This window comes from Flavobacterium sp., from assembly GCF_017744675.1.
Classification (GTDB): Bacteria; Bacteroidota; Bacteroidia; order Flavobacteriales; family Flavobacteriaceae; genus Flavobacterium.
Genome location: NZ_JAGIAV010000008.1, coordinates 103,500 through 126,034 on the forward strand (window position 1 = coordinate 103,500; position 22,535 = coordinate 126,034).

Annotated in this window: 25 protein-coding genes and 1 tRNA gene; 15 read left to right on the forward strand and 11 right to left on the reverse strand. The window is 33.0% G+C overall.

Annotation, left to right across the window (positions count from 1 at the left end; translation table 11 throughout):
• Positions 1-16 precede the first annotated feature (16 nt).
• The 3 genes from J7574_RS21595 to J7574_RS21605 are packed head-to-tail and all read left to right on the forward strand — an operon-like array spanning position 17 to position 2,048.
• Complete coding sequence (locus J7574_RS21595) at positions 17-538, forward strand: Pycsar system effector family protein (RefSeq protein WP_290973790.1); 522 nt, start codon at positions 17-19, stop codon at positions 536-538.
• A 2-nt stretch (positions 539-540) separates the two neighbouring features.
• Positions 541-1,284, forward strand: coding sequence for a hypothetical protein (locus J7574_RS21600; RefSeq protein ID WP_290973791.1), 744 nt, complete (start codon positions 541-543; stop codon positions 1,282-1,284).
• An 11-nt stretch (positions 1,285-1,295) separates the two neighbouring features.
• A complete protein-coding gene (locus J7574_RS21605; protein WP_290973793.1) occupies positions 1,296-2,048 on the forward strand; it encodes an adenylate/guanylate cyclase domain-containing protein in 753 nt (250 codons plus the stop codon).
• A 151-nt stretch (positions 2,049-2,199) separates the two neighbouring features.
• Here J7574_RS21605 and J7574_RS21610 read toward each other — a convergent pair whose 3' ends face one another.
• Positions 2,200-2,622 carry a helix-turn-helix transcriptional regulator gene (locus tag J7574_RS21610; protein ID WP_290973796.1) on the reverse strand — a complete coding sequence of 141 codons (423 nt, stop codon included), beginning with the start codon at positions 2,620-2,622 and terminating at the stop codon, positions 2,200-2,202.
• Between the two features lie 282 nt (positions 2,623-2,904).
• On the opposite strand from J7574_RS21610, the gene J7574_RS21615 reads away from it, so the two are divergent.
• The 7 genes from J7574_RS21615 (at position 2,905) to J7574_RS21645 (ending at position 7,962) form a co-directional block, all read left to right on the forward strand.
• Positions 2,905-3,369, forward strand: a complete 465-nt coding sequence (locus J7574_RS21615) for a hypothetical protein (protein ID WP_290973799.1) — start codon at positions 2,905-2,907, stop codon at positions 3,367-3,369.
• 501 nt (positions 3,370-3,870) lie between these two features.
• Positions 3,871-5,115: a TMEM143 family protein gene (locus J7574_RS21620; RefSeq protein ID WP_290973802.1), complete on the forward strand. Its 1,245-nt coding sequence runs from the start codon at positions 3,871-3,873 to the stop codon at positions 5,113-5,115.
• Between the two features lie 3 nt (positions 5,116-5,118).
• On the forward strand, positions 5,119-5,634 hold the full coding sequence (locus J7574_RS21625; protein ID WP_290973805.1) for a DUF2199 domain-containing protein: 516 nt from the start codon (positions 5,119-5,121) through the stop codon (positions 5,632-5,634).
• A 46-nt stretch (positions 5,635-5,680) separates the two neighbouring features.
• Entirely contained in the window at positions 5,681-6,145 is a 465-nt protein-coding gene (locus J7574_RS21630; protein WP_290973808.1) for a DUF962 domain-containing protein, read from the forward strand.
• 106 nt (positions 6,146-6,251) lie between these two features.
• Positions 6,252-6,758 (forward strand): hypothetical protein, encoded by a 507-nt coding sequence (locus tag J7574_RS21635; RefSeq protein WP_290973810.1) that lies wholly within the window; start codon positions 6,252-6,254, stop codon positions 6,756-6,758.
• Between the two features lie 113 nt (positions 6,759-6,871).
• Positions 6,872-7,732, forward strand: a complete 861-nt coding sequence (locus J7574_RS21640; protein WP_290973813.1) for a hypothetical protein — start codon at positions 6,872-6,874, stop codon at positions 7,730-7,732.
• Positions 7,733-7,776: 44 nt separating this feature from the next.
• On the forward strand, positions 7,777-7,962 hold the full coding sequence (locus J7574_RS21645) for a hypothetical protein (protein ID WP_290973816.1): 186 nt from the start codon (positions 7,777-7,779) through the stop codon (positions 7,960-7,962).
• 106 nt (positions 7,963-8,068) lie between these two features.
• Here J7574_RS21645 and J7574_RS21650 read toward each other — a convergent pair whose 3' ends face one another.
• Together J7574_RS21650 and J7574_RS21655 are read right to left on the reverse strand one after the other, a co-directional pair.
• Entirely contained in the window at positions 8,069-9,223 is a 1,155-nt protein-coding gene (locus J7574_RS21650; RefSeq protein ID WP_290973819.1) for an acyltransferase, read from the reverse strand.
• A gap of 100 nt (positions 9,224-9,323) precedes the next feature.
• Positions 9,324-10,226, reverse strand: a complete 903-nt coding sequence (locus tag J7574_RS21655; RefSeq protein ID WP_290973822.1) for a LytTR family DNA-binding domain-containing protein — start codon at positions 10,224-10,226, stop codon at positions 9,324-9,326.
• Positions 10,227-10,396: 170 nt separating this feature from the next.
• Here J7574_RS21655 and J7574_RS21660 point away from each other — a divergent pair, with 170 nt between their 5' ends.
• From J7574_RS21660 to J7574_RS21680, 5 genes are all read left to right on the forward strand, one after another.
• Positions 10,397-10,924 carry an NAD(P)H-dependent oxidoreductase gene (locus J7574_RS21660; RefSeq protein ID WP_290973824.1) on the forward strand — a complete coding sequence of 176 codons (528 nt, stop codon included), beginning with the start codon at positions 10,397-10,399 and terminating at the stop codon, positions 10,922-10,924.
• Between the two features lie 10 nt (positions 10,925-10,934).
• Complete coding sequence (locus J7574_RS21665) at positions 10,935-11,474, forward strand: SRPBCC family protein (protein ID WP_290973827.1); 540 nt, start codon at positions 10,935-10,937, stop codon at positions 11,472-11,474.
• Positions 11,475-11,504: 30 nt separating this feature from the next.
• Positions 11,505-11,654, forward strand: a complete 150-nt coding sequence (locus J7574_RS21670) for a hypothetical protein (protein ID WP_290973830.1) — start codon at positions 11,505-11,507, stop codon at positions 11,652-11,654.
• Between the two features lie 454 nt (positions 11,655-12,108).
• Entirely contained in the window at positions 12,109-12,594 is a 486-nt protein-coding gene (locus J7574_RS21675; protein ID WP_290973833.1) for a hypothetical protein, read from the forward strand.
• 179 nt (positions 12,595-12,773) lie between these two features.
• Entirely contained in the window at positions 12,774-13,253 is a 480-nt protein-coding gene (locus J7574_RS21680; RefSeq protein ID WP_290973836.1) for a hypothetical protein, read from the forward strand.
• 331 nt (positions 13,254-13,584) lie between these two features.
• On the opposite strand, the gene J7574_RS21685 is transcribed toward J7574_RS21680, so the two are convergent.
• The 8 genes from J7574_RS21685 to J7574_RS21720 all read right to left on the reverse strand — a co-directional run bounded on the left by J7574_RS21685 (position 13,585) and on the right by J7574_RS21720 (position 22,511).
• Positions 13,585-13,658, reverse strand: a tRNA-Arg gene (locus J7574_RS21685).
• 78 nt (positions 13,659-13,736) lie between these two features.
• A complete protein-coding gene (locus tag J7574_RS21690; RefSeq protein ID WP_008467137.1) occupies positions 13,737-14,186 on the reverse strand; it encodes a GatB/YqeY domain-containing protein in 450 nt (149 codons plus the stop codon).
• Positions 14,187-14,474: 288 nt separating this feature from the next.
• Positions 14,475-16,460, reverse strand: coding sequence for a cell division protein FtsZ (gene ftsZ, locus J7574_RS21695; protein ID WP_290973842.1), 1,986 nt, complete (start codon positions 16,458-16,460; stop codon positions 14,475-14,477).
• 79 nt (positions 16,461-16,539) lie between these two features.
• Entirely contained in the window at positions 16,540-17,946 is a 1,407-nt protein-coding gene (gene ftsA, locus J7574_RS21700) for a cell division protein FtsA (protein ID WP_290973846.1), read from the reverse strand.
• 6 nt (positions 17,947-17,952) lie between these two features.
• Entirely contained in the window at positions 17,953-18,675 is a 723-nt protein-coding gene (locus tag J7574_RS21705; protein ID WP_290973849.1) for a cell division protein FtsQ, read from the reverse strand.
• Positions 18,662-20,011, reverse strand: a complete 1,350-nt coding sequence (gene murC, locus J7574_RS21710; protein WP_290973852.1) for a UDP-N-acetylmuramate--L-alanine ligase — start codon at positions 20,009-20,011, stop codon at positions 18,662-18,664. Before murC ends, J7574_RS21705 begins: the two co-directional genes overlap by 14 nt.
• Before the next feature lie 52 nt (positions 20,012-20,063).
• Positions 20,064-21,155, reverse strand: a complete 1,092-nt coding sequence (gene murG, locus J7574_RS21715) for an undecaprenyldiphospho-muramoylpentapeptide beta-N-acetylglucosaminyltransferase (protein ID WP_290973855.1) — start codon at positions 21,153-21,155, stop codon at positions 20,064-20,066.
• A 45-nt stretch (positions 21,156-21,200) separates the two neighbouring features.
• Positions 21,201-22,511, reverse strand: a complete 1,311-nt coding sequence (locus J7574_RS21720) for an FtsW/RodA/SpoVE family cell cycle protein (protein ID WP_290973858.1) — start codon at positions 22,509-22,511, stop codon at positions 21,201-21,203.
• Positions 22,512-22,535: the final 24 nt, after the last annotated feature.

Here is a 22,535-nt window from a genome sequence, read left to right on the forward strand (position 1 = left end):
TAATAAAAAATAATTCATGTCAACAGTTGATTATCTAGAAAAACAATACAATCATGCATTTGAAATGGTTAAGTTCAGCGAGAGTAAAAACACATCTTTAATAGCTTTTAACGGTGCTATAATAATTGGTTTGGCTCAATTAATAAATAATAATTTAAATATTTTTATTTATTGGTATTTAATATTTATTACATGCATGTGTACACTTTCAATATTCATTTGCTTATCTTCAATGGTTGCAAAAATTAAACATACTACACATAGTACACCTCTTCACAGAAGCAACAATCTTTTATTTTATGCTACAATAGCTCAAATGAGTCAAGACGAGTTAATATTACAAATTCAAACACAATATGGCTGTCAGAGCTTAAATTCTAATCATGAAAAAGATTTAGCTATGCAAGCCATAATTACAAGTCAAATAGCATGTAGAAAATTTTCACTTTTCAACATCGCTATTGGTTTCACATTTGCAGGAATTTTAACACCATTAAGCTTACTTATATATAAAGTATACTTTAATCATGACAATTAATTATGAGTTTAAAAAAAGATATTACCGATAAGGTTACTGAAATAATCAATACAGATTTCAAAATAGAGGAAGTTAGTTTTGTTCCAGATATAACAAATACTAAACTAACATTTAATAATTCAGGACTACTATTTGAAGCCACAGTATTATACATTGATTTAAGGGACTCAACTGGAATTCTAAACAAACATAATAAATCTACAATTGCAAAAATCCACAAAGCGTATTTACATACAACTGTAAAAATTGCAACTTCATTAGGTGGAGAGGTTAGAAGTTTCAACGGAGATAGTGTTTTAGCTTTTTTTCAAGGCACTACAAAAACAACATTAAGTAATGCGGTTAAAGCTGCTATGAAAATTCGATTTATGATTGCAAACTCTAAAAGTGGAATTAATAATCTCCTATCGCAATATTCTGCTGTCGATTTTGGCATTGGCTTAGATGATGGAAAAATATTATGTACAAAAGTTGGAATTGGAGGAGACAACAATACTAAAGATTTAATTTGGATTGGAAATCCTATTAACAAATCAGTTGTTATTAGTGATGAATGTAAAGCAGATGAATATATTGGAATATCTTCATACGTTTACAGCAATCTTACAGATGAAGTAAAATTTGGAACAAAAAAAAATATTAACAATAGTGAAATTAAAGTTGATATGTGGACTCCCTATCAAATTAAATATAATGGAAAATGGGAAACATTTTATAAAACAACTTGGTTTTGGAATGTTTATTAAATTATAAAAATATGAAAGTTACAAATCACATCCAATTTAATATTGAAGAAAGTTACGAAAGGATTGAGGAAATAATAGACTCTTCATCAACATTCGATGAACTTGAAAAAATTCCAAATTCTGATATATTAACTTATAACAATGGATATTATTTCAATTGTTACTCAATATTCATAGATGTTAGAGATTCATCAAATCTACCAAACAAATATCAGAAAAGAATATTAGCCAAAATCTACAGAGCTTACATATCAGAAATAGTTGCTATTTTTCAAAGTTCTCAAAATTGCAAAGAAATCAATATCGTTGGTGATAGTGTTTGGGCTATTTTCGAAGCACAAGAAAAAAAAGACGTTTTAGAAGTTTTTCATGCAGCATATGCTTCTGAATCATTAATTAACAATTTAAATTACAAACTTTGCAAAAAAGGAATTAGCGAAATTAAAACGGGAATTGGAATTTGTAAAGGAAATGCATTGATGATAAAAGCAGGATTCAAAGGAAGTGGAATTAACGATGTAGTGTATATGGGACATGTAGTTAATCAGGCTAGTAAAATGTGTTCTAAAGCTCGTAAAGAAGTTAATTCTGGACTAGTAATAGACAACAAAACATATGAAGATCTCGAAGGCTATCATAATAATATAGATACTTATCAAAGTTTCTTTGCACAAAATTACCTAGGTGGATATTATCATGGAACTGTTATACGTATTGACATGCAAAATTGGCTAAATCAAAAAAAACAGCATTCTCCTTGCTAAAAAAATGATTGACATAAGTAAGATCTATCGAAGGAAAGTCATCAACAATAAAGAAGAAAATCTAAATTTAATCTGCAATAAGAATAGTTGTAAAAAAGAGACTTTCTTCACAAAAGTCTCTTTTTCCAGTTTTATAATATTTTCTAAAGATCTATTTCCCATTAAGCAACTTCTCCAAATAAGAAATCTTCTCTTTTTCAGATTCTAATAAACGCTCATAAAGCTTTTTATTTTCATCATAAGATTCAATCAACTTATCGAGTGGATTGAATGAACAATTATTGTTTTGACCAAAAGCACCATTACTGTTTGCAAAATTGGGTTCATTAAAAGTATTGAAATAATTAAATACCCCTTCGTCGCTAAAATTCTTAATAGTTTCTGCAGATACTCCCAAAGCCTCTGCGATTGCATTTAGCTTTTGGTCGTCGATGGTTTCGCTTCCTTCAATATTAGAAACATGTTGCTGACTAACACCAAGCGTAATAGCTAACGCCTCTTGTTTCATGCCTCTAAATTCTCTAATTCGGCTAATATTTCTGCCGATATGTTTTGGTTTTGCTGTTGTGCTCATAATTCAAAGATATTTAAAATTCTTTAAAGTTTTTTATTCCTTTAAAACCTTTCTAACGCAACAAAAGTATAATTTTTCGTACAGTTAGAGTCGTTTTATTTTCAACTAACTGCAATCTCATTTTTAGAAATATTTTTTTTTCTAGAACTAAGAAAACCGCGAAATATACAAATCTGCAATTTTGTTCCTTATTTTCTTAAAAAAAAGAACAAATTACGCAACTTTTCTTACTTAATTATTTAAATTCGCTGCGAACCAATCCCCTAAGCTATTTATAAACCGATGAACATTTTTAATCTCTTTAAAAGATCTACTATAAAGTGTCCTAGATGTCTAGGAAAAAGATTTGTTGACTGGGATGATATCCGCCGTTTAAACCGACAATTAAAATGGGTTCCTGCGCCATGTGCTTATTGTGATGCAACAGGAAGAGTCCCCAAAGAACTGCTTTCTCAAGTTGCTGTTGACTGTATGTATCTCACCATCGATTTGCCAGAATCTGTAATCGAAAAAATAAGAGAAGGCGATCCTGAAACGATCGAAAAAGGAAAACAGCGAGAAATTTTTGTAGACCAACTTATACAATATGCAGAGCATCATTTCCTCACTCAAAATCTAGATGCCGAAAGTATCGCCAATTTGTATTTAGAATCTGAAGCTGAAAAAGCTCCTTTTGCTGTAACTAGAGAAGAATTAATAAAATATATTCAGGGTGTAATCGACTTAAAGAAGTCGGCATTACAATAGTCTTTGAGACTCAACCACTCCAAATCTTTGAACATCTACAAAAACAGGTATAAACACCTATAGCCACCTTTTTAATTAGTGGTAATATTGTATTGAATAATTTTTAGTTTCTAGAAAGTTTTCTTGAAGAGAGCTTCTTAATTTTTTGTCACTTTTTTTTTGGAACACAAAGTGGAATTTCAAATCGCTGGTACCGATTGGAAATTTCACTTTTTTTGTTTCTTGTTTAACCGCAAAGACGCAAAGAATAGCGCAAAGTTCGCTAAGTTTTCTCTCGCAGATTCGGCAGATCTAACTGATTTTATTTTTTATCTGCTTAATCCGCAAATTCTGCGGGAAACAATTTTACCGCAAAGCTTTGCGAACTTTACGATTGCATATAATCCAATTGAAAAGAAACCTTGCGTGCTTTGCGGTTAAAAAAAAATCGTCCATAAACTTTAAATTCAAATTTCAGGCAGTATTTTTGCGTTCTGTAAATGCCACGAAATTAAAGTCCAAATGACTAGAGAACATTATATTCCGTTTAACAAAGAGTTTTTACTGGAACAGCAAATCGCAGCTTTTTCTGAAGATCAAGAAAAGGTAAATCATTATAAGAAGTTATTGGAAATAATCGAACATTATTATCATTACGAATCTTTTAATCTTAACCGAAATCTAAAACAGCATTATGCGCTCTACGATCCAGATTTGAGCGAAAAAGAACGCGAACAGTTTATCAACAAAAGCGATTTTCCTCTTTTTAAAGCAACGCTACTACAAGTTCTCGAACGTGGCAATTACTACAGAATTAACCAGAAAGCCTTAAATGATGCTTTTCACGAATCTGATCTCATCGGATTGCATCTTTCTATTGATTTTAATGCTTTTAAAGATTTCGAGCTTTATGCGCGTGGGCATCATAAAGCAAAAGAAAAAATTAAAAAATACTTTTTCTGGACCAAAGAAGTCGAGATTGAATATTACGATCGTGTTCTAATTTACTTGAATTATAGCGATGCAGATTATCTTAAAGAGAAGAAAGTCAAATTGGGTAAAATGCCAATCGATCCGGGTTCTATTGCGTTGAAGATATTTAAACGTGTTCCTAAAAACGATCTTGAAACGATTTTTCCCAATGCCATTCCGAAAATGTCTCTGAAGGACAAATTATTGCTTTGGGTTCCTGGTGTTTTTGGTGGACTTTCGCTATTAAGCGCCAAAGTAATTCCAGCGTTGATTAATATGTACGGCGCGTATCAAACAGGAGAAACAATCGATTTATTAAACAGTAAAACTTCCTTAAATCAAGGTTTAATTGCGCTTGGAATTTTGGGAGCATACTGTTTTCGACAATACAACAATTTCATCAACAAGAAAATTAGATATTCTAAAACGCTTTCAGACAGTTTGTATTTTAAAAATGTCGGAAACAATAGCGGAGCGTTTTATTCGCTCTTAAATTCTTCTGAAGAAGAAGCTTTAAAAGAAACTATTCTGGCTTATACTTTTTTACACGAAAGTGAAGAATCTTTAACCGCCGAAGAATTAGACAATCAGATTGAATCTTGGTTTAAAACCAAACTCAATACCGATTTGGATTTTGATGTCAACGATGCTTTATTAAAATTAAAAAGCATTGGTTTGGGAATAGAAACGAATGGAAAATGGAATGTGATTCCGCTCCATGAAGCGCTTGCTGTTATTGACGAACTTTGGGATAATGTTTTTCAGTACAATCAAAAAACTGTTCTAAAAAATTAAAAAATGTATACTTATAAATGTTCTTGCTGCGGAGAAGTTTTTGATGAAATGCCTTTGTGTTTTGGAAACGAATTTCCCGCTTATTATTTTGCTGTTCCGCCCGAAGAAAGAGAACAAAGAATTGAATACGGAGGAAGCTGGTGCTATGTCGATGAAGAACATTTTTTTCATCGCGGCAGATTAACCATTCCGATTATTGATTATCACGAAGATTTGGTTTTTAATGTATGGACTACGATAAGCGAAGATAATTTCTGCTTGAGAATGGATTTATGGGAAGATCCAAATCGGGTAAATCAAGAACCTTATTTTGGTTGGATGCAGACGGATGTGCCAACTTATGGAAAAACAATTTCGCTTAAAACCATTGCAATCGAACAAGAATTAGGCTTAATTCCTGAAATAAAAATGATTGAAGAAAATCATCCGCTAACAATCGACCAAGAAAACGGAATTACATTAGAAAAAGCCATTTCGATTGTTGATCAAATAATGAAAATACAGCACGGTAAATCGTAAAAGAAATTTCATTAGATTTACGCATCTAACCTTAAAACCACAAAAAATGAGAACATTAGACCAATGGTTTGCAGAATATGCCGTAAGTCATCAGAACCCAAAAAATAAGGCCATACATTATGTTTGCGTGCCTGCTATTTTCTTATCTATTGTAGGTTTACTTATGAGTATTCCGAGTACGATAATTGCTAATACATTGCAGTTAAACTTGCCCATTATCGAAAATTGGGCATTTGTAGTTTTGCTTTTTGTTCTTGTTTTCTATATCAGATTATCTATTGCGATGGCGCTAAAAATTGCTGTATTCTCTGGAATATGCTTAGTAATCAATTATTATATCGGACAAGTTGTTCCTTTGTGGGCATTCTCAATAGGGATTTTTGTTATTGCTTGGATCGGACAGTTTTACGGACATAATATTGAAGGTAAAAAACCTTCATTTCTAAAAGATCTTCAGTTTTTATTGATTGGTCCAGCTTGGGTTGTCGAGAATTTGTTTTCGAAGAAATAAACTATTAGTTTTCAAAATAATATCGTATTATTGACGAACAATTAAACATAAGTATTCTCTTATTTTTAAAATAAAAATGTACTTTTGATATGCTAAAAATAAAATCATGATACAATTAATTTGGGGAATATTAAATGTTGGACTGTTTATAGGGCTTTTTGTTTTTTCTGCAAAAAAAGCCGCAGAGATTCGTAAAAAAGTAGGGTTATCTGTTGCTATTCTCTTTTCATTTTTTGCTTTATCTTTTGTTACAAGACCAACCAATGAGCAAGAAGATAAAAAATTTGAATTTGAAAATAGAGAAACAAATACACAGTCTTTAAATCGTAACACCTATTTTTCAAAGATTATCCTTGAAGATGATCTCAGTACAAAAATTGAATTGGATGCAATTTGTGATGGAGAGAATGTACGTTCGGCATTAATTCAAAGAAGCGGATTTATAAGTGGCACAACATGGCATACAGAGTACATAAACATAAATAAAACAGAAAAGAAAAACACCTTTGAATATCAAGCTGGAGGAACGAGAAAATGGATACTTCTTGGTATTGAAATATATTCAGAGTATAAAGATTTTAGTGGAATGGGCGAGTTTAAACGCACTTTCTAATTTTCTTTAAATCCTAAATCAATTCTAAAAAAAATACAAGGACAAAAAAGGATTTTATCTTTTTTGTCCTTTTTCATTTTTAAAAAACATAGTTTACAAATTCAACCCATAAAATGAGAAAATCCGTTATCGCAGTGACTTCTGTAATTTTACTTTCTTCTTGCAAGCAAACAGATAATAAGAGCGTTTCAGTCCCAAAAGAAATAAAAAAAGACAGCTCCAAAGTTGAAGATTCTGCACAAACAGCACAATCAAATTCTAGCCTGCTCGAATTGTTTTCTAAAAACAAAAATGAAGTTATTCTTAAGTTAAAATCATTGCCTAATAAAGAAACCGCAAACGTGCTGTATGAAAAATATATTGAGGAAAATAATACCCTATTGGGACAGATAGCCGAAAAAGAATCTGGAATATTAGACAAATTTTATAATGAAGACGAAGCCGACAAAAAAGCAGTTAAGCTTTTAGGCGAAAGACTTGCTAAACATGAATTGGAGTTTTCTGAAATTGGAGAAGGATATGTTGAAATAGATCCGCTTCCTGATTTTTATTATAAGATTTTTAAAAACTATGTAACAGATGATTACAAAGATTATTTGTCTTTAAAAAGCGAAGAAAATAAGACTTTATATTCTGCCGATGCAGGACTCGTAATCTCTTTTAAAGATTTGGGAGACAGAATTATTTCATGGGAAAATTTTATGTCCAAATATCCAAATTCAAAACTGATTGCATCTGTAAAAGAAGAATACAAAAATTACCAAATGGATTATCTGGTTGGTCAAGACAATACGCCAACTGCAGAAAGAGCAGCAGATGAACAATATATTTATCCAGAAAACATTCAAGAATTTAATCGTTTTTTAAAAAAATATCCAAAAAGCCCAACAGTTCCTTTAATCAATCTATTTATGGAGAACTTTAAAAGCGAGAGTATTTTTGATTTATTAAGAGCTGAACAGGGTAAATTGTAAATCTGAATTGAAAAAATAAAACTTAACCAAAATCAATTTAAAATATGGAGAATAAAAACCAACCAATTACATTTGTCTTCTGGATAGTTGCCATCATTTTAGGTGTAACTATATACAAGCAGTTTGATTTCAAAAATTTAAAATTTGAGAATCCTGCGCTGGCAATTATTTATATTCTGGTCTTTGTATTTTCTGTCTATTATCTGATAAAAAACTCTGGAAAAAAGTAATGAAGTAATTATAAAAAAGCCTGAGAACTTCGATTCTCAGGCTTTTTTATAATGGCAGTAAATAATTCAAACCATTTATTTAGAATTTCATACTTAAATAAGACTATTACAAAATTTTCTTTACACCTGGGATCAATAAAACAAGTGAGCCAAATATAAAACTGCCAATTATTATTAAAGGAGTCATGATCAAAAGTTTTATTACAGGTTCAACATCCCAATTTCTAACGCACAATGTAAAAACAATTATGATTAACGGATGAAAAATGTAAACGGCAAAACTACTGCGTGATACTTTAGTGAGCAGTTCTGAAGTAGTATTCCAATTTCTTTTTCCTTTAATTAAAAGCGTCGTTAAAATAGAAATCCCAATCCATTGTTCCCATATTGCATATAATAATGTCTGCCAGTGAAAACCTCCCGAAAACCAAGAAGAAGGTGTGTCGAGTTTAAACTTTATGATAAAAAATACAGGAAAAAACAATAGACACAATCCCGCCGATTTTTTGAGTTGTTTGCCTGTTTTTTCTGAAAGCTGATCAAACCAATTGTTTTTTGAGGCCAATAAACCAATAATGAATAGAGCAATATATTGCGGAAAATGCCCAAGCTGAAAACCAACTGGTTTAAGAACCCAACCGACAGGAAATATAATTCTAACCAAAAAACTAATAATTCCTAGTATTATTGAAAACAATAGTATGGCGCGCGAATCTGGTGCCTTTATAGATTTGTTGAAGTTTATTTTGAATATCTTTTTTACGGCTACATAGACTAACGTAAAAAACAATAGAGCAGCTACGAACCATGTAACACCTAAGTCGATCCAGCTATTGTAGCCACTTAAATATTCGAAGAATGTAATGTGATGCTCCTTTGCAAAATAGTACACTAAATAACACATAAATGGAGTAAGTATGAAAGAATAAAATAGCAAAGGAATTCCCAATCGAATAAGTCGGTCTTTTATAAATTTAAAAGCTCCCTTTCTAGAATAGGAAGGTCCGGTAAAATAAGCCGCCAACAGAAAAAAATACCCCATAAAGAAAGATTGATTGATACTGATGATTGCTGTAGCAAAAATACGTGCACCTAAAATATTGGTTTGTTCATTATAATACCAACCCTCAGAAGCACTATAAGCAATAAAAGTGTGATGAAGCACCACTAATATGATCAGAAGAACTTTGATATTGTCGATGTAAAGAAGTTTTTTAGAAGACTCAGAATCTTGATTTTGGGAAGCAGTCGCAATTGTCATAATAATTTGGTTTTGTGTTATTGCTGGCAAACGTACAATAAGAAAACACAGTAAAATGGCGCTTGTTACTGACAACTAGCTTTTGTGACGAACAACAAACTTAAGTAATGGATTTGCTGCGAAGCTCCTGATAATAATTATTAAAACTGTCAACCTGCTTTCTTGAAACTGGAATTTTGACATTGGTTTCGTTGAATGAAAGCAGATATCCTTGTGAGTTTCCAGACACTTTTTCAACCTTAAACATATTTACTAAATAAGTTCTGTGACATCTAAAAAAATGCGGATAATCTGTTATTTGATTTTCAAATTGAGTTAAAGAAATCCTTTTTACTTCTGTGACAATTTGATCGCCATTTGATTTTGTCAACTCAATGTAATTTCCATCCGCTTTTACAAAAAGCAACTGATCTATATCTAAGCTAAAATCATCTTGTTTTACCTGCGTGCTAATAAAAAGATTAGTTGTAACTGTTTTTTCGGGTTCCGTCTGTAACGGAATAAATTGAAGGATAAATGGCGATCCTTTTTTAGACTCAAAATAAAAACTGGATAATCTTAGAAAAAAATAAAAGAAAATGCCAGCTACAAAGCAATTTCTAATTTCTTCAAAAAGATAATTCCACGACCAATTGTTGGAATTGGTATAAAGTAAATCACGCATTAAAAAGCTGGTTACGCCAATAAAAACAAATAGAACTCCAATACAAGTATATTCTTTCAGTAAAGTCCATTCCGTTTTATTTTTCAATAGTCTAAAATAATTCAGTGTTCTAAAATAAATAAACAAAAGGAGTGCTGGAGCCAAGGCATGTAAAAAACAAATAAAGAAATAATGCATCCTGAGTTCTGGATCATAAACCCCAAATGGTTTGAATGCTAAAAGAAATAGTAAAATGCTAAGAAAAACAACTACTGAACTTTTTATGAGATTTTGAGATTGATATCGTCGAGGATATTCAATTTCATTTCTCAAATGTTCTGTATTGATGTAAAGTGGCATGGTACGTATTTATTGGGGAATAAAAATACAAAAAATAACAATCTCACGGCTTTTGAAGGATTTGATTTGACAATGCATAGAAAAAAGGAAATACGCCAATTTCGTTTTCTTACAATTTTACCGAAAATTGCTGCTCTACTTTTGTTCTAACAAATTCAAAAAACAGAACAATGAAACACTTAATTATCTATGCCCATCCAAATCCAGAGAGCCTAAACGGCCATCTAAAACAAACTCTTGCAGAACATTTATGGAACAGCGGGCAGGAAGTAATAATTCGCGATATTCAAGGGCAGCGAATGGGGAAAGTTACCAACGATGTAGAGCAAGAACAGGAGTTTATTTCTTGGGCAGACCATATTACTTTTATTTATCCGATTTGGTGGACAGGAATGCCAGCTATTATGAAAGGATATATAGACCGAGTTTTTAGTTATGGTTTTGCCTATCGTTACGATAAAGGTGTTCAAAAGGGACTATTTACAGGCAAACAAACAACCGTAATCAATACTCACGGAAAATCACAAGCCGAATATGAAGAAATTGGAATGCATAAAGCTTTATCGCTAACATCAGACAAAGGTATTTTTACTTATTGCGGACTCGAAATTAATCAGCATTTCTTCTTTGACAAAGCAGATAGACCAGCTCCAGAAAGCATAGAAAATTGGGCAAGGGAAATTACATCAAACTATTAATTCTATTATTATGAAAATCAAGACACTCAAAAAAATACTAATTATTTTTATTTCTTTCCTTTTACTAATTGCTGTAACTATTTTTTCACTTGAGTATTTCAGTAGTTATAAAACCTCAAAAACCATTCATCTTGATGCACCTGTAATCACAAGAAAAAGCATAGTAATTAATGCGCCTATTGAAAAGGTTTGGAAAATCTTTAGTGACGTCAATAATTGGGACACTTGGCAAAAGGAAATTGTAACTCCAAAAATTGATGGCGCGTTTAAACCAGGAACATCTTTCTATTGGAAAAGCAACGGATTAGACATTACTTCTACGTTACAAACGGTCAAAACCAACAAAATGGTTGGCTGGTCTGGACCCGCATTTGGAGCCTTTGCAATACACACTTGGTATTTTAAAGAACATAACGGGCAAACCACAATAAATGTAGAAGAAAGTATGGAGGGCTGGTTGGTATCTTTATTAAAAAGCAACTTTCAATCCAGTCTCGACACTTCGATAGATTATTGGCTTAATGCCTTGAAAGCTGAATCTGAAAAATAATTTATTTACAACTATAAAAAACTAGAAAAAATGGAACAGACAACAAAAGTAACTTTCGACAAATCGAGTTATAATCCGCTATTATTTAAAAGTTATAAAACAGCGAAAAAAATTCTGAAATACAGCCTGTATGCCATTGTGCTATACTTTGCTTACGAAGGATTTATGAAATGGCAATAATGGCGAATATGAAGAGCCACTGCCAACAGTTGCAACAGGTTTGATAACAAATTTTCGAACCATAAAAAAAGCCCGCAAAATATAAACTTTGCAGGTTTTTTAAATTTTATAGTGACCTTGACGGTACAGCATTCGAACCTTTTAATTGAAGATTTGAAAATTTTAAATGATGTTTAATTTTTTGATTCGACGTTAATATTATTTTTATTAATCGTGTTTGTGATGATTCAGTAAAGCAGTAAGTCCGCTGAATTTTATACCCATGTCAGCACGAAAAGCATTCAACGAATTAAAAGTTCTTTTGATTATTTATAAGTTTATTATTATATATTTGATAATGAATAAACCCTGACCCTTGTCAGACATATCTACCCAATTTTGGAATGATAAGTCTGATGTTGTCAGTAGTACATACAAGTTAGCCGTCATTTTACAACAAATCAACATTAAAATTATGAGATTTACATATTTGCCAAATTTAGGAATCGAAATCCTTTCTGAAAAAATTCTTTGGAACGAATCTCGTGAAAATATAAGATTGAAACTTAATCAAAGTCATAAGGATGATGATATGGAAATTGATAACTCTGATTTTTTTGATGGAGATACATCGTTCAATATAATTCAGAAAAGAGATATTTATCAGGACTTTGAAAATGAGGGAAATTTGTTTTTCTTTAATTATGATGACGAAAATAAACTTAGCGAAATTGAATTTCACATCGGAATAGAATTAACTATTGTAAATACAAAAATTGAGATAGGAGAAGATATAAATAGAGCTATTGAAAAATTAGAATATTCATACTCGGAAAATGATGATGGAAATTATTTTTTCACTGAACTAAAATTAAATATTGCGAATGATGAATATATGGGCGGTGATGGAAACAGTTTATCTTACATCTACTTAACAAAGGATGAATTAGAAAATGAATAAAAAACCGAACGGCTAACAGCTACTACAACAGATTTGGGTAATAGGCTTAATGGAAAAATGGTTTTGTATTTGAGTGATTTGGCAAATCCGAAGAATGAGCTTAATTTAATCCCAAACGCACCTTATTACCAGAACGTTAGCGGTCAGTTTACGAACTTAAAAAAAGAAGAACATTAGAAATGAAAAATTTAATTCTCATTGTTATAATTAACTTTGCTAATCTTTCATTTGGGCAAATTCCGAAAGGGACAATTCAATATAAGTATTATGAATATTGTAGCGAAAATTTAAGCAAATTAGAAAGGTCAGATGTTTATCCTTTTTTTCCAACCGAAGAATTATGCTCTATTAAAAAATGTTTTCGAGGAATCAGTTATCCAGAAATCAATGCAATAATTTACAAACGAATAGTTGAACTTGCTAAAGTAAACTTTGAGAAGAAAATATATTTGTTTTTAATTGAAGGAAAAGGAAGTGTTGAATTAGCTGAAAAGAAAAATAAAAACTTGGAAGACGATGATAATCTAATTTATATAAGTGTTGATGACTTTATAGACGCAAAAGAAATTACTAAAGGAAAAGAACTTTATAATTCTGAAACTACGAAACTGATGAATAAAAATAAAACCGAACCGTCAACAGCTATTACAAGAGATTAGGGGTTTTTAGGCTTAATTTAAAAATGGTTTTGTCCTTGGGAAATTTGTGTTTAAAGAGAAATATCTCTGTTTATTCCCAACCCTTATAGCGCCAAGCGAACGTTATGGAGAGGTTAAAAAATAGATATACGAACTTAAGCGTTCAAGTTGGAACTAAAATTTAATTTTAAAAGCAGAACGAGAATCTTAATTCGTAACAGATCCATGATGGGATTCGAACCAAAATCTCCTTTCAATATAGGCATTTTTAAAATTAGAAGAAAATCTTAAAATTTTTCGAACCACAAAAAAAGCCTGAGAATGCATATTCTCAGACTTTCAAAATTTTTAGTGACCCCGGAGGGGTTCGAACCCCCAACCCTCAGAGCCGAAATCTGATATTCTATCCAGTTGAACTACGAGGTCAGTTTTTTAAAATTTCAATTTTTTAAATTCCAAATTCCAAGCTTAGTATTGGAATTTGGAATTTCTTTTATTGGAATTTTATGATAATAATTTTTTCACAATTGTAGAAATGGTTTTTCCTTCAGCAGTTCCACCTAATTGAGCAGATGCTAATCCCATTACTTTACCCATTGAAGCAATTCCAGAAGCTCCTGTTTCAGCAATGATTTTTGCTACTACAGCTTCTACTTCTTCTTCGCTTAATTGAGCTGGTAAAAACTTCTCGATTACAGCAACTTGAGCCAATTCTGGTTCTGCTAAATCTGGACGGTTTTGCTCTGTAAAGATTCTAGCGCTTTCTTTACGAGTTTTAACTAATCTTTGAAGTAATTTAATTTCTTCGTCTTCAGATAAATCTTCTTTAGATCCAGAAGCTGTTGATGCTAATAATAATTCTGACTTAACAGCTCTTAAAGCCTCTAAAGCTACAGTATCTTTTGCTTTCATGGCGGTTTTAATTTCGTCCATGATTTGTGTTTGTAAACTCATGTTTATGTTTTATTTAAAATAAGCCTAAACTTATTAATTGATATATTAATTTGAAATTGTTCTCGACTATTTACTATAGTTTGTCAGCTAAGTCCATTCGGCTTCGCTCAGTATAAACTTAGTCGAAACCCATTCCGACAAGAAGCCCTTCGACTTCGCTCAGGGTGACAATATTGTTTTTAAAAGTACTATTTAAAAGTCAAATTTTGAAATTCTGTGCGAAGATAAAAAAAATAACCCGAAAATTAAATCCAATTTTCGGGTTACCTAATATTATGATTCTAAAAATTAATCTACGTTATCGTGCAAAAACGAATTGTTTGAACGTAATTGTAAATCATTATTACTGTCTGTTCCAACAGAGATTCTAGAATTAGTATTATTAGACTGAGAATTAGACAAATCTATTCCTAATCTTTTGTAAGCTGGCTCTTTTTCCAACTCATCAATTCTAGAAACATTGTTATGGAATTTATAGTTAAATTCTTTTAGTTTCTTTCTTCTTTCTTCAGCTCTTAAGCGTAAAGTTTCTTCGATAGTCAATTCTAAAGGAGAAACTTCAGAAGTTGTAGAAAAATCAGGCTGACTAGTAAAATCTGGTCTTGGTTTTAGCGTGATGTTTAATTCCTCTGGAATGGTATCCTCAACTATTTTTTCAACTGGTTTAGAAGTCAATAAATCATTTTCAACTTCCATATATTCTTCTAAAGAATATTTAATAATTCCGTTGTCTGAAACTTCCGTTACAGAAACAAATTGCACTGGATCATTTACTTTGATTTCGCGCGTTTCATTTGACAATTCAAATAAAACTCTATTATCTTCAACAACTGGCTCTCTTCTTATAGGCTCTTGTTTGAACAAAGGAAGATCAAAAGAGAAAGTTGTTTGTTCTTCTCTTTCAAATGTTCTTTGTTGCTGCACTGGCTGCTGCTGTACTTGCTGTACTTGTTGCACAACTGGCGCTTCTGGTGTAGAAATTGTAAAATCGATATCTGTAATTGGCGAAACAATTTCGAAAGTTACATCCAGATTTTTGATAAACTCAGACATAACTACTAACTCTTCCTGATTGATAGCTGGAGCAACAGCTTGCGGAGTTGGAGTAAATGTTTCATCGTCGTCGATTAAATCAAAAACAACTTTATCTTCTACTTTTGCTGCAGGTGTATCGACAGTCAAGTCGAAAGAAGCAAGCGGTTTATTCGTTAAATTATGAACACTTCTTTGCTCATCTTCTAACGTATGAATGATTTTCTTTGGTTCTGTATTTACAATTTCATTTTGCTGTTCAACATCAAAACCTGTAGCAATAATAGTTACAGCAATAGCCTCACCAAGAGTTTCGTCTTCACCAACTCCCATGATAATATTGGCATTGTAACCTGCTTCGGCTTGAATATGATCGTTGATTTCTCCAATTTCGTCAAGAGTAATCTCATTAGTTCCAGAAACGATAAGCAACAATACGTTTTTGGCACCCGTAATTTTATTGTCATTCAGCAAAGGAGAATCTAACGCTGAAACGATAGCATCTTTAGCTCTGTTTTCGCCTTCTGCTACAGAAGATCCCATGATCGCAGTTCCGCTGTTTGCCAAAACAGTTTTCGCGTCACGTAAATCGATATTCTGAGTATAGTGGTGCGTAATTACTTCAGCAATACCTCTAGAGGCTGTTGCCAAAACTTCATCCGCTTTTGAGAATCCTGCTTTAAAACCAAGATTTCCGTATACTTCTCTTAATTTATTGTTGTTGATTACAATTAAAGAATCGACTTGCTTACGCAATTTATCGATTCCAATAATAGCTTGCTCCTGACGCACTTTCCCTTCAAACTGAAAAGGAATCGTCACTATACCAACTGTTAATATTTCTCTTTCTTTTGCTAATTGTGCAATTACCGGAGCTGCACCAGTTCCTGTTCCTCCGCCCATACCAGCAGTAATAAATACCATCTTAGTATTTTTATCTAGCATTTTTTCGATATCCGAAATACTTTCGATAGCCGACTGCTGTCCAACGTCTGGATTTGCTCCTGCTCCTAACCCTTCTGTTAAATTAACTCCTAACTGAATCTTATTGGGTACTGAACTATTTTGAAGCGCTTGCGAATCGGTATTACAAACGATAAAATCTACGCCTTTAATACCTTGTTTGAACATGTGGTTAATTGCGTTACTTCCGCCTCCACCTACACCTATTACTTTGATTACATTTGATTGATTTTTTGGTAAATCAAATGAAATACTTCCAAATTCTGAGTTGCTCATCATCTTTTTGGTTTTTTGAAATTCTTATTAAGTACATTTTTTACTTCTTGACTTGGGGCAAGAAATAATCCTTCTCTTTTTATTATTCTGCGTTGTCTAAAAATTCTTTGATTTTGTCGACATATCGATCAAAAAATGATCTTCTTATTTTGGTTTCTGTAGATTCACTTTTAGGTGCCTTCTGACTTACAACTTCTCTTGGCTCTTCAATGGTTTCTACTCTTTCAACGTAGTTTTCTTCAACTTCGTATCGCTGTACTGGCGGAGCGGTTCTGTAAACAATTTTTGGCTGTTCTTGTACCATTTCCATTCTAACAGCGCTTTGCGAACTGTTTTCGATACTGTTCATTACCAATCCTACTGCTGTTGCATATAACGGGCTAGAAATTTCTTCTCCAGAGTTTCCTGCCAAATGCTCATTAGGATATCCAATTCTAGTATCCATTCCTGTAATGTATTCTACCAGCTGTTTAATGTGCTTTAATTGCGCACCTCCACCTGTCAATACAATTCCAGCGATTAGTTTCTTGCGAGGATCTTCGTGTCCGTAAGCTTTGATTTCTGCAAAAACTTGTTCTACGATTTCTACCACTCTTGCATGGATAATTTTTGATAAATTTTTAAGCGAAATTTCTTTTGGCTCTCTTCCTCTTAAACCAGGAATAGAAACGATCTCGTTATCTTTATTTTCGCCTGGCCAAGCAGATCCGAATTTTATTTTTAAAAGCTCAGCTTGTTTTTCGATAATCGAACAGCCTTCTTTGATATCATCTGTAATTACATTTCCTCCAAAAGGAATTACTGCAGTGTGACGAATGATACCATCCTTGAAAATAGCTAAATCTGTCGTTCCGCCACCGATATCGATAAGCGCAACACCAGCTTCTTTTTCTTCTTGACTTAAAACCGCATCAGCAGAAGCTAATGGCTCTAATGTCAATCCAGACAATTCAATTCCTGAACTCTGAATACATCTTCCAACGTTTCTAATAGAAGACGCTTGCCCCACTACAACGTGAAAACTAGATTCTAGTCTTCCTCCGTACATCCCGATTGGCTCTTTAATCTCAGATTGCCCATCGATTTTGAACTCTTGCGGTAAAACGTGAATAATTTCTTCTCCAGGCAACATCGCCAGTTTATTTACCTGATCGATTAGGAGCTGAATATCTTTTTCGCCAATTACTTCCTCAGGGTTATTTCTGCTGATGTAATCAGTATGCTGAATACTTCTTATGTGCTGTCCGGCAATACCTACCACCACATCTTTGATTTTGTATCCTGAATTATTTTCTGCTTCGATTATCGCTTGCTGTATCGATTGAATCGTCTGCGTAATGTTGTTTACTACTCCTCTGGCAACACCCAAACTTTTGGATTTGCCAATGCCCAAAATCTCCAACTTACCATATTCATTCTTTTTGCCAATCATGGCAACGATTTTGGTTGTTCCAATATCTAGACCTACTGCAATGTTATCTTTTTCCATTTTCTATTATTTAGTGCAAACTACTTGTTCCGTAAACCTAAGGTCAATTTTTTTGTATTTGTATAACGAACTATCTAAAACCGCTTTTTGAAAGAAGGCTTTATAGTTTCTAAATTTCTTATCAACATTCATCGTTCTTCCAAAATCTATGAAGTAATCATAGTTACGATTAAACATTTTTAAGCTTCCATTCGGCATAATCTCTATAGCAATGATGTTTTTTTTCAAAAACGCATCGTCATAAATTGTGCGAAATAAAGCTGCTAAATCTTCGTTATTTTTTGCATTTATTGCCCCTGAAACAAGAGGAACTCTCGCAGTGAAATTGTCTGATAAGGGCATTTTATTACCCTCATAGTCAATATAAAAAGAAGCGCCGCCATCATAAACTCTTGCTATGGGCGTCTTCTGTTTTACTACTGCTTTTAGAACTCCATCAATACTTACAAAAACATTTGACTTTTCAATCATCTCTTGCGTATCGAGGGTTTTCTCTATCTTATTCAAATCTAGTTCATCTTTTCTAATACTGGAAGCGTCTCTTTTATTTTCTATCAACAATTTATTAACCGTCTCTGGCTTCACAAAAAGCGTATTTTCTCCTACAAAAACAACCATCGATTTTTTCAGTTTTCGATCGCCATTTCGATGCTGAGCAAACGAATAAAGAAACAAAACCAATCCGAAAATTAGTACTAATCTGATATTAGCCCAATTAAATATTTTCATTTAAAATCTTTTTAATTGACGGAACCATTTCTCCCAGATCACCAGCTCCAATTGTTACAATAATAGGTGCATCACTGGCTTTGATTTCACCTAATAAATCTTCTTTTGCAACAATTTTTTTGTTCGAATTTGTCATTTTACCCAAAAGCCACTCAGAAGTCACTCCTTCCATCGGAAGCTCTCTTGCTGGGTAAATATCCATCAAAAACACTTCATCAAACTGAGATAAGCTTTCGGCAAATCCGTCAACAAAATCTCTTGTTCTGCTAAACAAATGCGGCTGGAAAATTGCCAATACTTTGCGTCCTGGATATAATTCTCTAACTGCTTGATGAACAGCATTTATTTCTGTCGGATGATGTGCATAATCATCAATATATACTAATTTTTCAGTCTTTATTTGATATGAAAAACGTCTTCTAATCCCGTTGAATGAAGCAATGGCTTTTGCAATAGAGTCGGTTGGGGTGCCATAAGTTTTAGCCATTGCAATAGCCATCAATCCATTCATTAAATTGTGCTTTCCAGGTAGTCCGAAACGCAAATCTTTCATAATTTCTGATGGTGTCTGCACATCAAAAACATAAGCCCCGTCTTCTATTCGAACATTATAAGCCTTGTATACAGCATCTTCGTTTATAGCGCATTGAACACCGTCTAAAGGCAATTCTTTGGTTATAAAGAGATTATTTTTATCTTCAACTTTAGAAGCAAATTCTCTAAAGGAAGCTTGAATCGCATCGCTAGTTCCGTAGATATCCAAATGATCGGCATCCATAGAAGTCACACAAGCAATATTTGGATGCAAATGCAAGAATGATCTATCAAACTCATCTGCTTCTACCACTGTTACCGTTTTACCGCTTCCAATCAGATTTGAATTGTAATTTTCTACGATTCCGCCAATAAAAGCCGTTACGTCTGCACCGCTTTGAAATAGAATATGCCCTAAAATGCTAGACGTTGTGGTTTTTCCGTGCGTTCCCGCAACCGCAAAACAGAAAGTATCTTTAGTAATGATTCCTAAAACTTCTGCACGTTTTTTAACCTCGTAATTTCTTTCAATAAAATAATTCCATTCTGAATGTGTTTTTGGAACCGCTGGCGTATAAATCACCAAGGTGTTCTCTACATAATAATCACTCGGAATTAAATTAATATTGTCTTCAAAATGAATATCAATACCACTTTCAATCAATTCATTAGTTAGCATAGAAGGCGTTTTATCGTAGCCTGAAACTTGTTTTCCAATAAACTTGAAATAACGAGCCAGGGCACTCATTCCGATACCTCCAATACCAATAAAATAAACGTTTTGTATTTGATTTAAATTCATTTCTTTTTTGCTTTAAGCATTAAGCTTTAGGCTATAAGCCTGCAACTTCATTTTATTTCTTAATTAACTTTATAATCTCTGCAACAATAGCTTGAGTTGCTTTTGGCATTGCCAATTTTTTAATATTATCACTCAACTGTTTTTGTTTTCCATGATCTTTCAGCAGCGCTTCAAAAACAATGCTAAACTGACTATCAAGCTCAGATTCTTTCAACAAAATCGCACCTTTTTCGTCTACAATTGCTTGCGCATTTTTAGTTTGGTGATCCTCAGCAACATTCGGAGACGGGATAAAAATCACCGGTTTTCCCACAATGCATAATTCTGACACCGACGAAGCACCTGCACGTGAAATTATGACATCTGCTGCTGCGTAAACAAAATCCATTCTTTCAATAAAATCAACCACTTTTACATTCGGCTGATTGTATTTTTTATAATCTTCAAAATATAATTTCCCGCATTGCCAGATAACTTGCACGTCTTGAGAAAGAAAATTTTGCAATTCTTTTTCGATTAGCTGATTGATTCTTCTCGCGCCTAAACTTCCTCCTAGAACCAATAATGTCTTTTTATTCGGATCTAAACCATAGAATGCAATTGCTTCGTCGCGTTTGCTTTCAATATCAATTAAATCCTGACGAACAGGGTTTCCCGTTAGAACAATTTTCTCTTTTGGGAAAAAGCGTTCCAAATTTTGATATGCCACACAAATTGCATTGGCTTTTTTGCTCAACAATTTATTTGTAATTCCTGGATAAGAATTCTGTTCCTGAACAACGGTTGGAATTCCTGCAGAACCCGCGGCTTGCAATAAAGGTCCGCTGGCGAAACCGCCCGTTCCAATTACCACATTTGGCTTGAACTTTTTAATAATTCTTTTTGACTCTAATAAACTGCTTGCCAACTTTAGCGGAAACATTAAATTCTGTAAAGTCAATTTTCGCTGTAAACCTGCAATCCAAAGGCCTTTTATTTCGTAACCTGCCTGAGGCACTTTTTGCATCTCCATTTTATCTTTGGCACCCACAAAAAGAAATTCTGCATCAGGAAATTGTAATTTTAATTCATTTGCAATTGCAATCGCAGGATAGATATGTCCTCCTGTTCCTCCTCCGCTAAGTATGAATTTATACTTTGTCATCTCTCTAAGAATTACAACTTTTTAAAAAATTATTATATATTAACTTTACTTGTTTAAAACCGCATTCATTGGGTTTCTTGAATTATCTTCTATTGAATAGGCTGGTTCTTCATCATAAATCTCTTGAGGAATCACATCGTCTTCTGCCAATTCTTTATCGATTAATCGCTGTAAAGCTTCTTTTCTTTTTTCTTTTTCTAATTTTTCTTCTGCGATTTCATCTTCCTTTTTAGTCACGCTAATGATGATCCCAAGCCCAAGGCAAGTCATCCAAATCGAACTACCTCCACTACTAATTAAAGGAAGCGTTTGCCCTGTAACCGGCAATAATTCTACTGCAACCGCCATATTAATCATCGCTTGAAATATCATCGGAAACCCAACACCAACGACGACTAATTTTCCGAACAAGGTAGGCGCTTTGTGAGATGCAATTACAAATCGAAACAGAAGCAATAGATATAAAATCACGATTGAAACTCCTCCCACTAAACCGTATTCTTCTACAATAATGGCATAAATAAAATCGGAAGAAGATTGTGGCAAAAAGTTTTTCTGAACACTTTTTCCTGGACCTAATCCTCCTAATTTTCCAGATGCTATTGCAATCTTTGCTTTTTCAATCTGATAATCGTCTTCGTCTGGTTTATCTGTGGTAAAGTTTGCTATACGACTTTCCCAAGTAGAAACCCTGCTAAAGAATCTTGAATCTGGAAACGCTTTCGCCACCAAAAGAAAGAATGCCAGCATTGCAACTCCCGAACCTATGATAAAAGCAATATATTTTAACGGATATTTTCCAATAAATGTTAGCATTAAAACCATTGAAAAAATCAAAGCTGTCGTTGAAAAGTTCGCTGGTAAAATAAGCGCTAACGTAATAAAAACCGGAATCCAAAGCTGAATTAACGAGGTTTGAAAAGGCTCATTTTCTTCTTTCGTTTTAGACAAATAACGCGCCACATAAATAAACAGAACGATTGCCGCTAATGTTGATGTTTGAAACGTGATTCCGATAAACGGCACCTGAATCCAACGGCTTGCATTTGCTCCTGCAATTACAGTTCCTTTTAAAAGTGTATAGATTAATAAAATCCAAACTACTGGAAGCGCAATTTTAGAAATCGCTCTAAAATAATGATATGGCACTCGATGCACCCAGTAAATGATCAAGAACCCAATACAGATATGCGCTAAATGCTTAACTAAATACCCTAACGTATTTCCTGTTCCGTGCCCGATATAAGCCAAATTACTACTCGCACTAAAAACAGGCATAAACGAAAACAAAGCCAATAAAGCCACGAATGACCATATTACCCTATCTCCTTTTAATTTGTTCACTAACTCCTTCATTGTTTTTAGTTTCAAGTTTTACTT

Coding starts and splice junctions, on each gene's coding strand:
- murG (WP_290973855.1), bottom strand. CDS start 21,155: ATGACAAAGTATAAATTCATACTTAGCGGAGGAGGAACAGGAGGACAT.
- J7574_RS21705 (WP_290973849.1), bottom strand. CDS start 18,675: ATGAAAATATTTAATTGGGCTAATATCAGATTAGTACTAATTTTCGGA.
- J7574_RS21645 (WP_290973816.1), top strand. CDS start 7,777: ATGGAGAATAAAAACCAACCAATTACATTTGTCTTCTGGATAGTTGCC.
- J7574_RS21680 (WP_290973836.1), top strand. CDS start 12,774: ATGAAAAATTTAATTCTCATTGTTATAATTAACTTTGCTAATCTTTCA.
- J7574_RS21640 (WP_290973813.1), top strand. CDS start 6,872: ATGAGAAAATCCGTTATCGCAGTGACTTCTGTAATTTTACTTTCTTCT.
- J7574_RS21675 (WP_290973833.1), top strand. CDS start 12,109: ATGAGATTTACATATTTGCCAAATTTAGGAATCGAAATCCTTTCTGAA.
- J7574_RS21635 (WP_290973810.1), top strand. CDS start 6,252: ATGATACAATTAATTTGGGGAATATTAAATGTTGGACTGTTTATAGGG.
- J7574_RS21625 (WP_290973805.1), top strand. CDS start 5,119: ATGTATACTTATAAATGTTCTTGCTGCGGAGAAGTTTTTGATGAAATG.
- J7574_RS21660 (WP_290973824.1), top strand. CDS start 10,397: ATGAAACACTTAATTATCTATGCCCATCCAAATCCAGAGAGCCTAAAC.
- J7574_RS21595 (WP_290973790.1), top strand. CDS start 17: ATGTCAACAGTTGATTATCTAGAAAAACAATACAATCATGCATTTGAA.
- J7574_RS21610 (WP_290973796.1), bottom strand. CDS start 2,622: ATGAGCACAACAGCAAAACCAAAACATATCGGCAGAAATATTAGCCGA.
- J7574_RS21650 (WP_290973819.1), bottom strand. CDS start 9,223: ATGACAATTGCGACTGCTTCCCAAAATCAAGATTCTGAGTCTTCTAAA.
- J7574_RS21670 (WP_290973830.1), top strand. CDS start 11,505: ATGGAACAGACAACAAAAGTAACTTTCGACAAATCGAGTTATAATCCG.
- J7574_RS21655 (WP_290973822.1), bottom strand. CDS start 10,226: ATGCCACTTTACATCAATACAGAACATTTGAGAAATGAAATTGAATAT.
- J7574_RS21665 (WP_290973827.1), top strand. CDS start 10,935: ATGAAAATCAAGACACTCAAAAAAATACTAATTATTTTTATTTCTTTC.
- murC (WP_290973852.1), bottom strand. CDS start 20,011: ATGAATTTAAATCAAATACAAAACGTTTATTTTATTGGTATTGGAGGT.
- J7574_RS21600 (WP_290973791.1), top strand. CDS start 541: ATGAGTTTAAAAAAAGATATTACCGATAAGGTTACTGAAATAATCAAT.
- J7574_RS21615 (WP_290973799.1), top strand. CDS start 2,905: ATGAACATTTTTAATCTCTTTAAAAGATCTACTATAAAGTGTCCTAGA.
- J7574_RS21630 (WP_290973808.1), top strand. CDS start 5,681: ATGAGAACATTAGACCAATGGTTTGCAGAATATGCCGTAAGTCATCAG.
- J7574_RS21620 (WP_290973802.1), top strand. CDS start 3,871: ATGACTAGAGAACATTATATTCCGTTTAACAAAGAGTTTTTACTGGAA.
- ftsA (WP_290973846.1), bottom strand. CDS start 17,946: ATGGAAAAAGATAACATTGCAGTAGGTCTAGATATTGGAACAACCAAA.
- J7574_RS21720 (WP_290973858.1), bottom strand. CDS start 22,511: ATGAAGGAGTTAGTGAACAAATTAAAAGGAGATAGGGTAATATGGTCA.
- J7574_RS21690 (WP_008467137.1), bottom strand. CDS start 14,186: ATGAGTTTACAAACACAAATCATGGACGAAATTAAAACCGCCATGAAA.
- ftsZ (WP_290973842.1), bottom strand. CDS start 16,460: ATGATGAGCAACTCAGAATTTGGAAGTATTTCATTTGATTTACCAAAA.
- J7574_RS21605 (WP_290973793.1), top strand. CDS start 1,296: ATGAAAGTTACAAATCACATCCAATTTAATATTGAAGAAAGTTACGAA.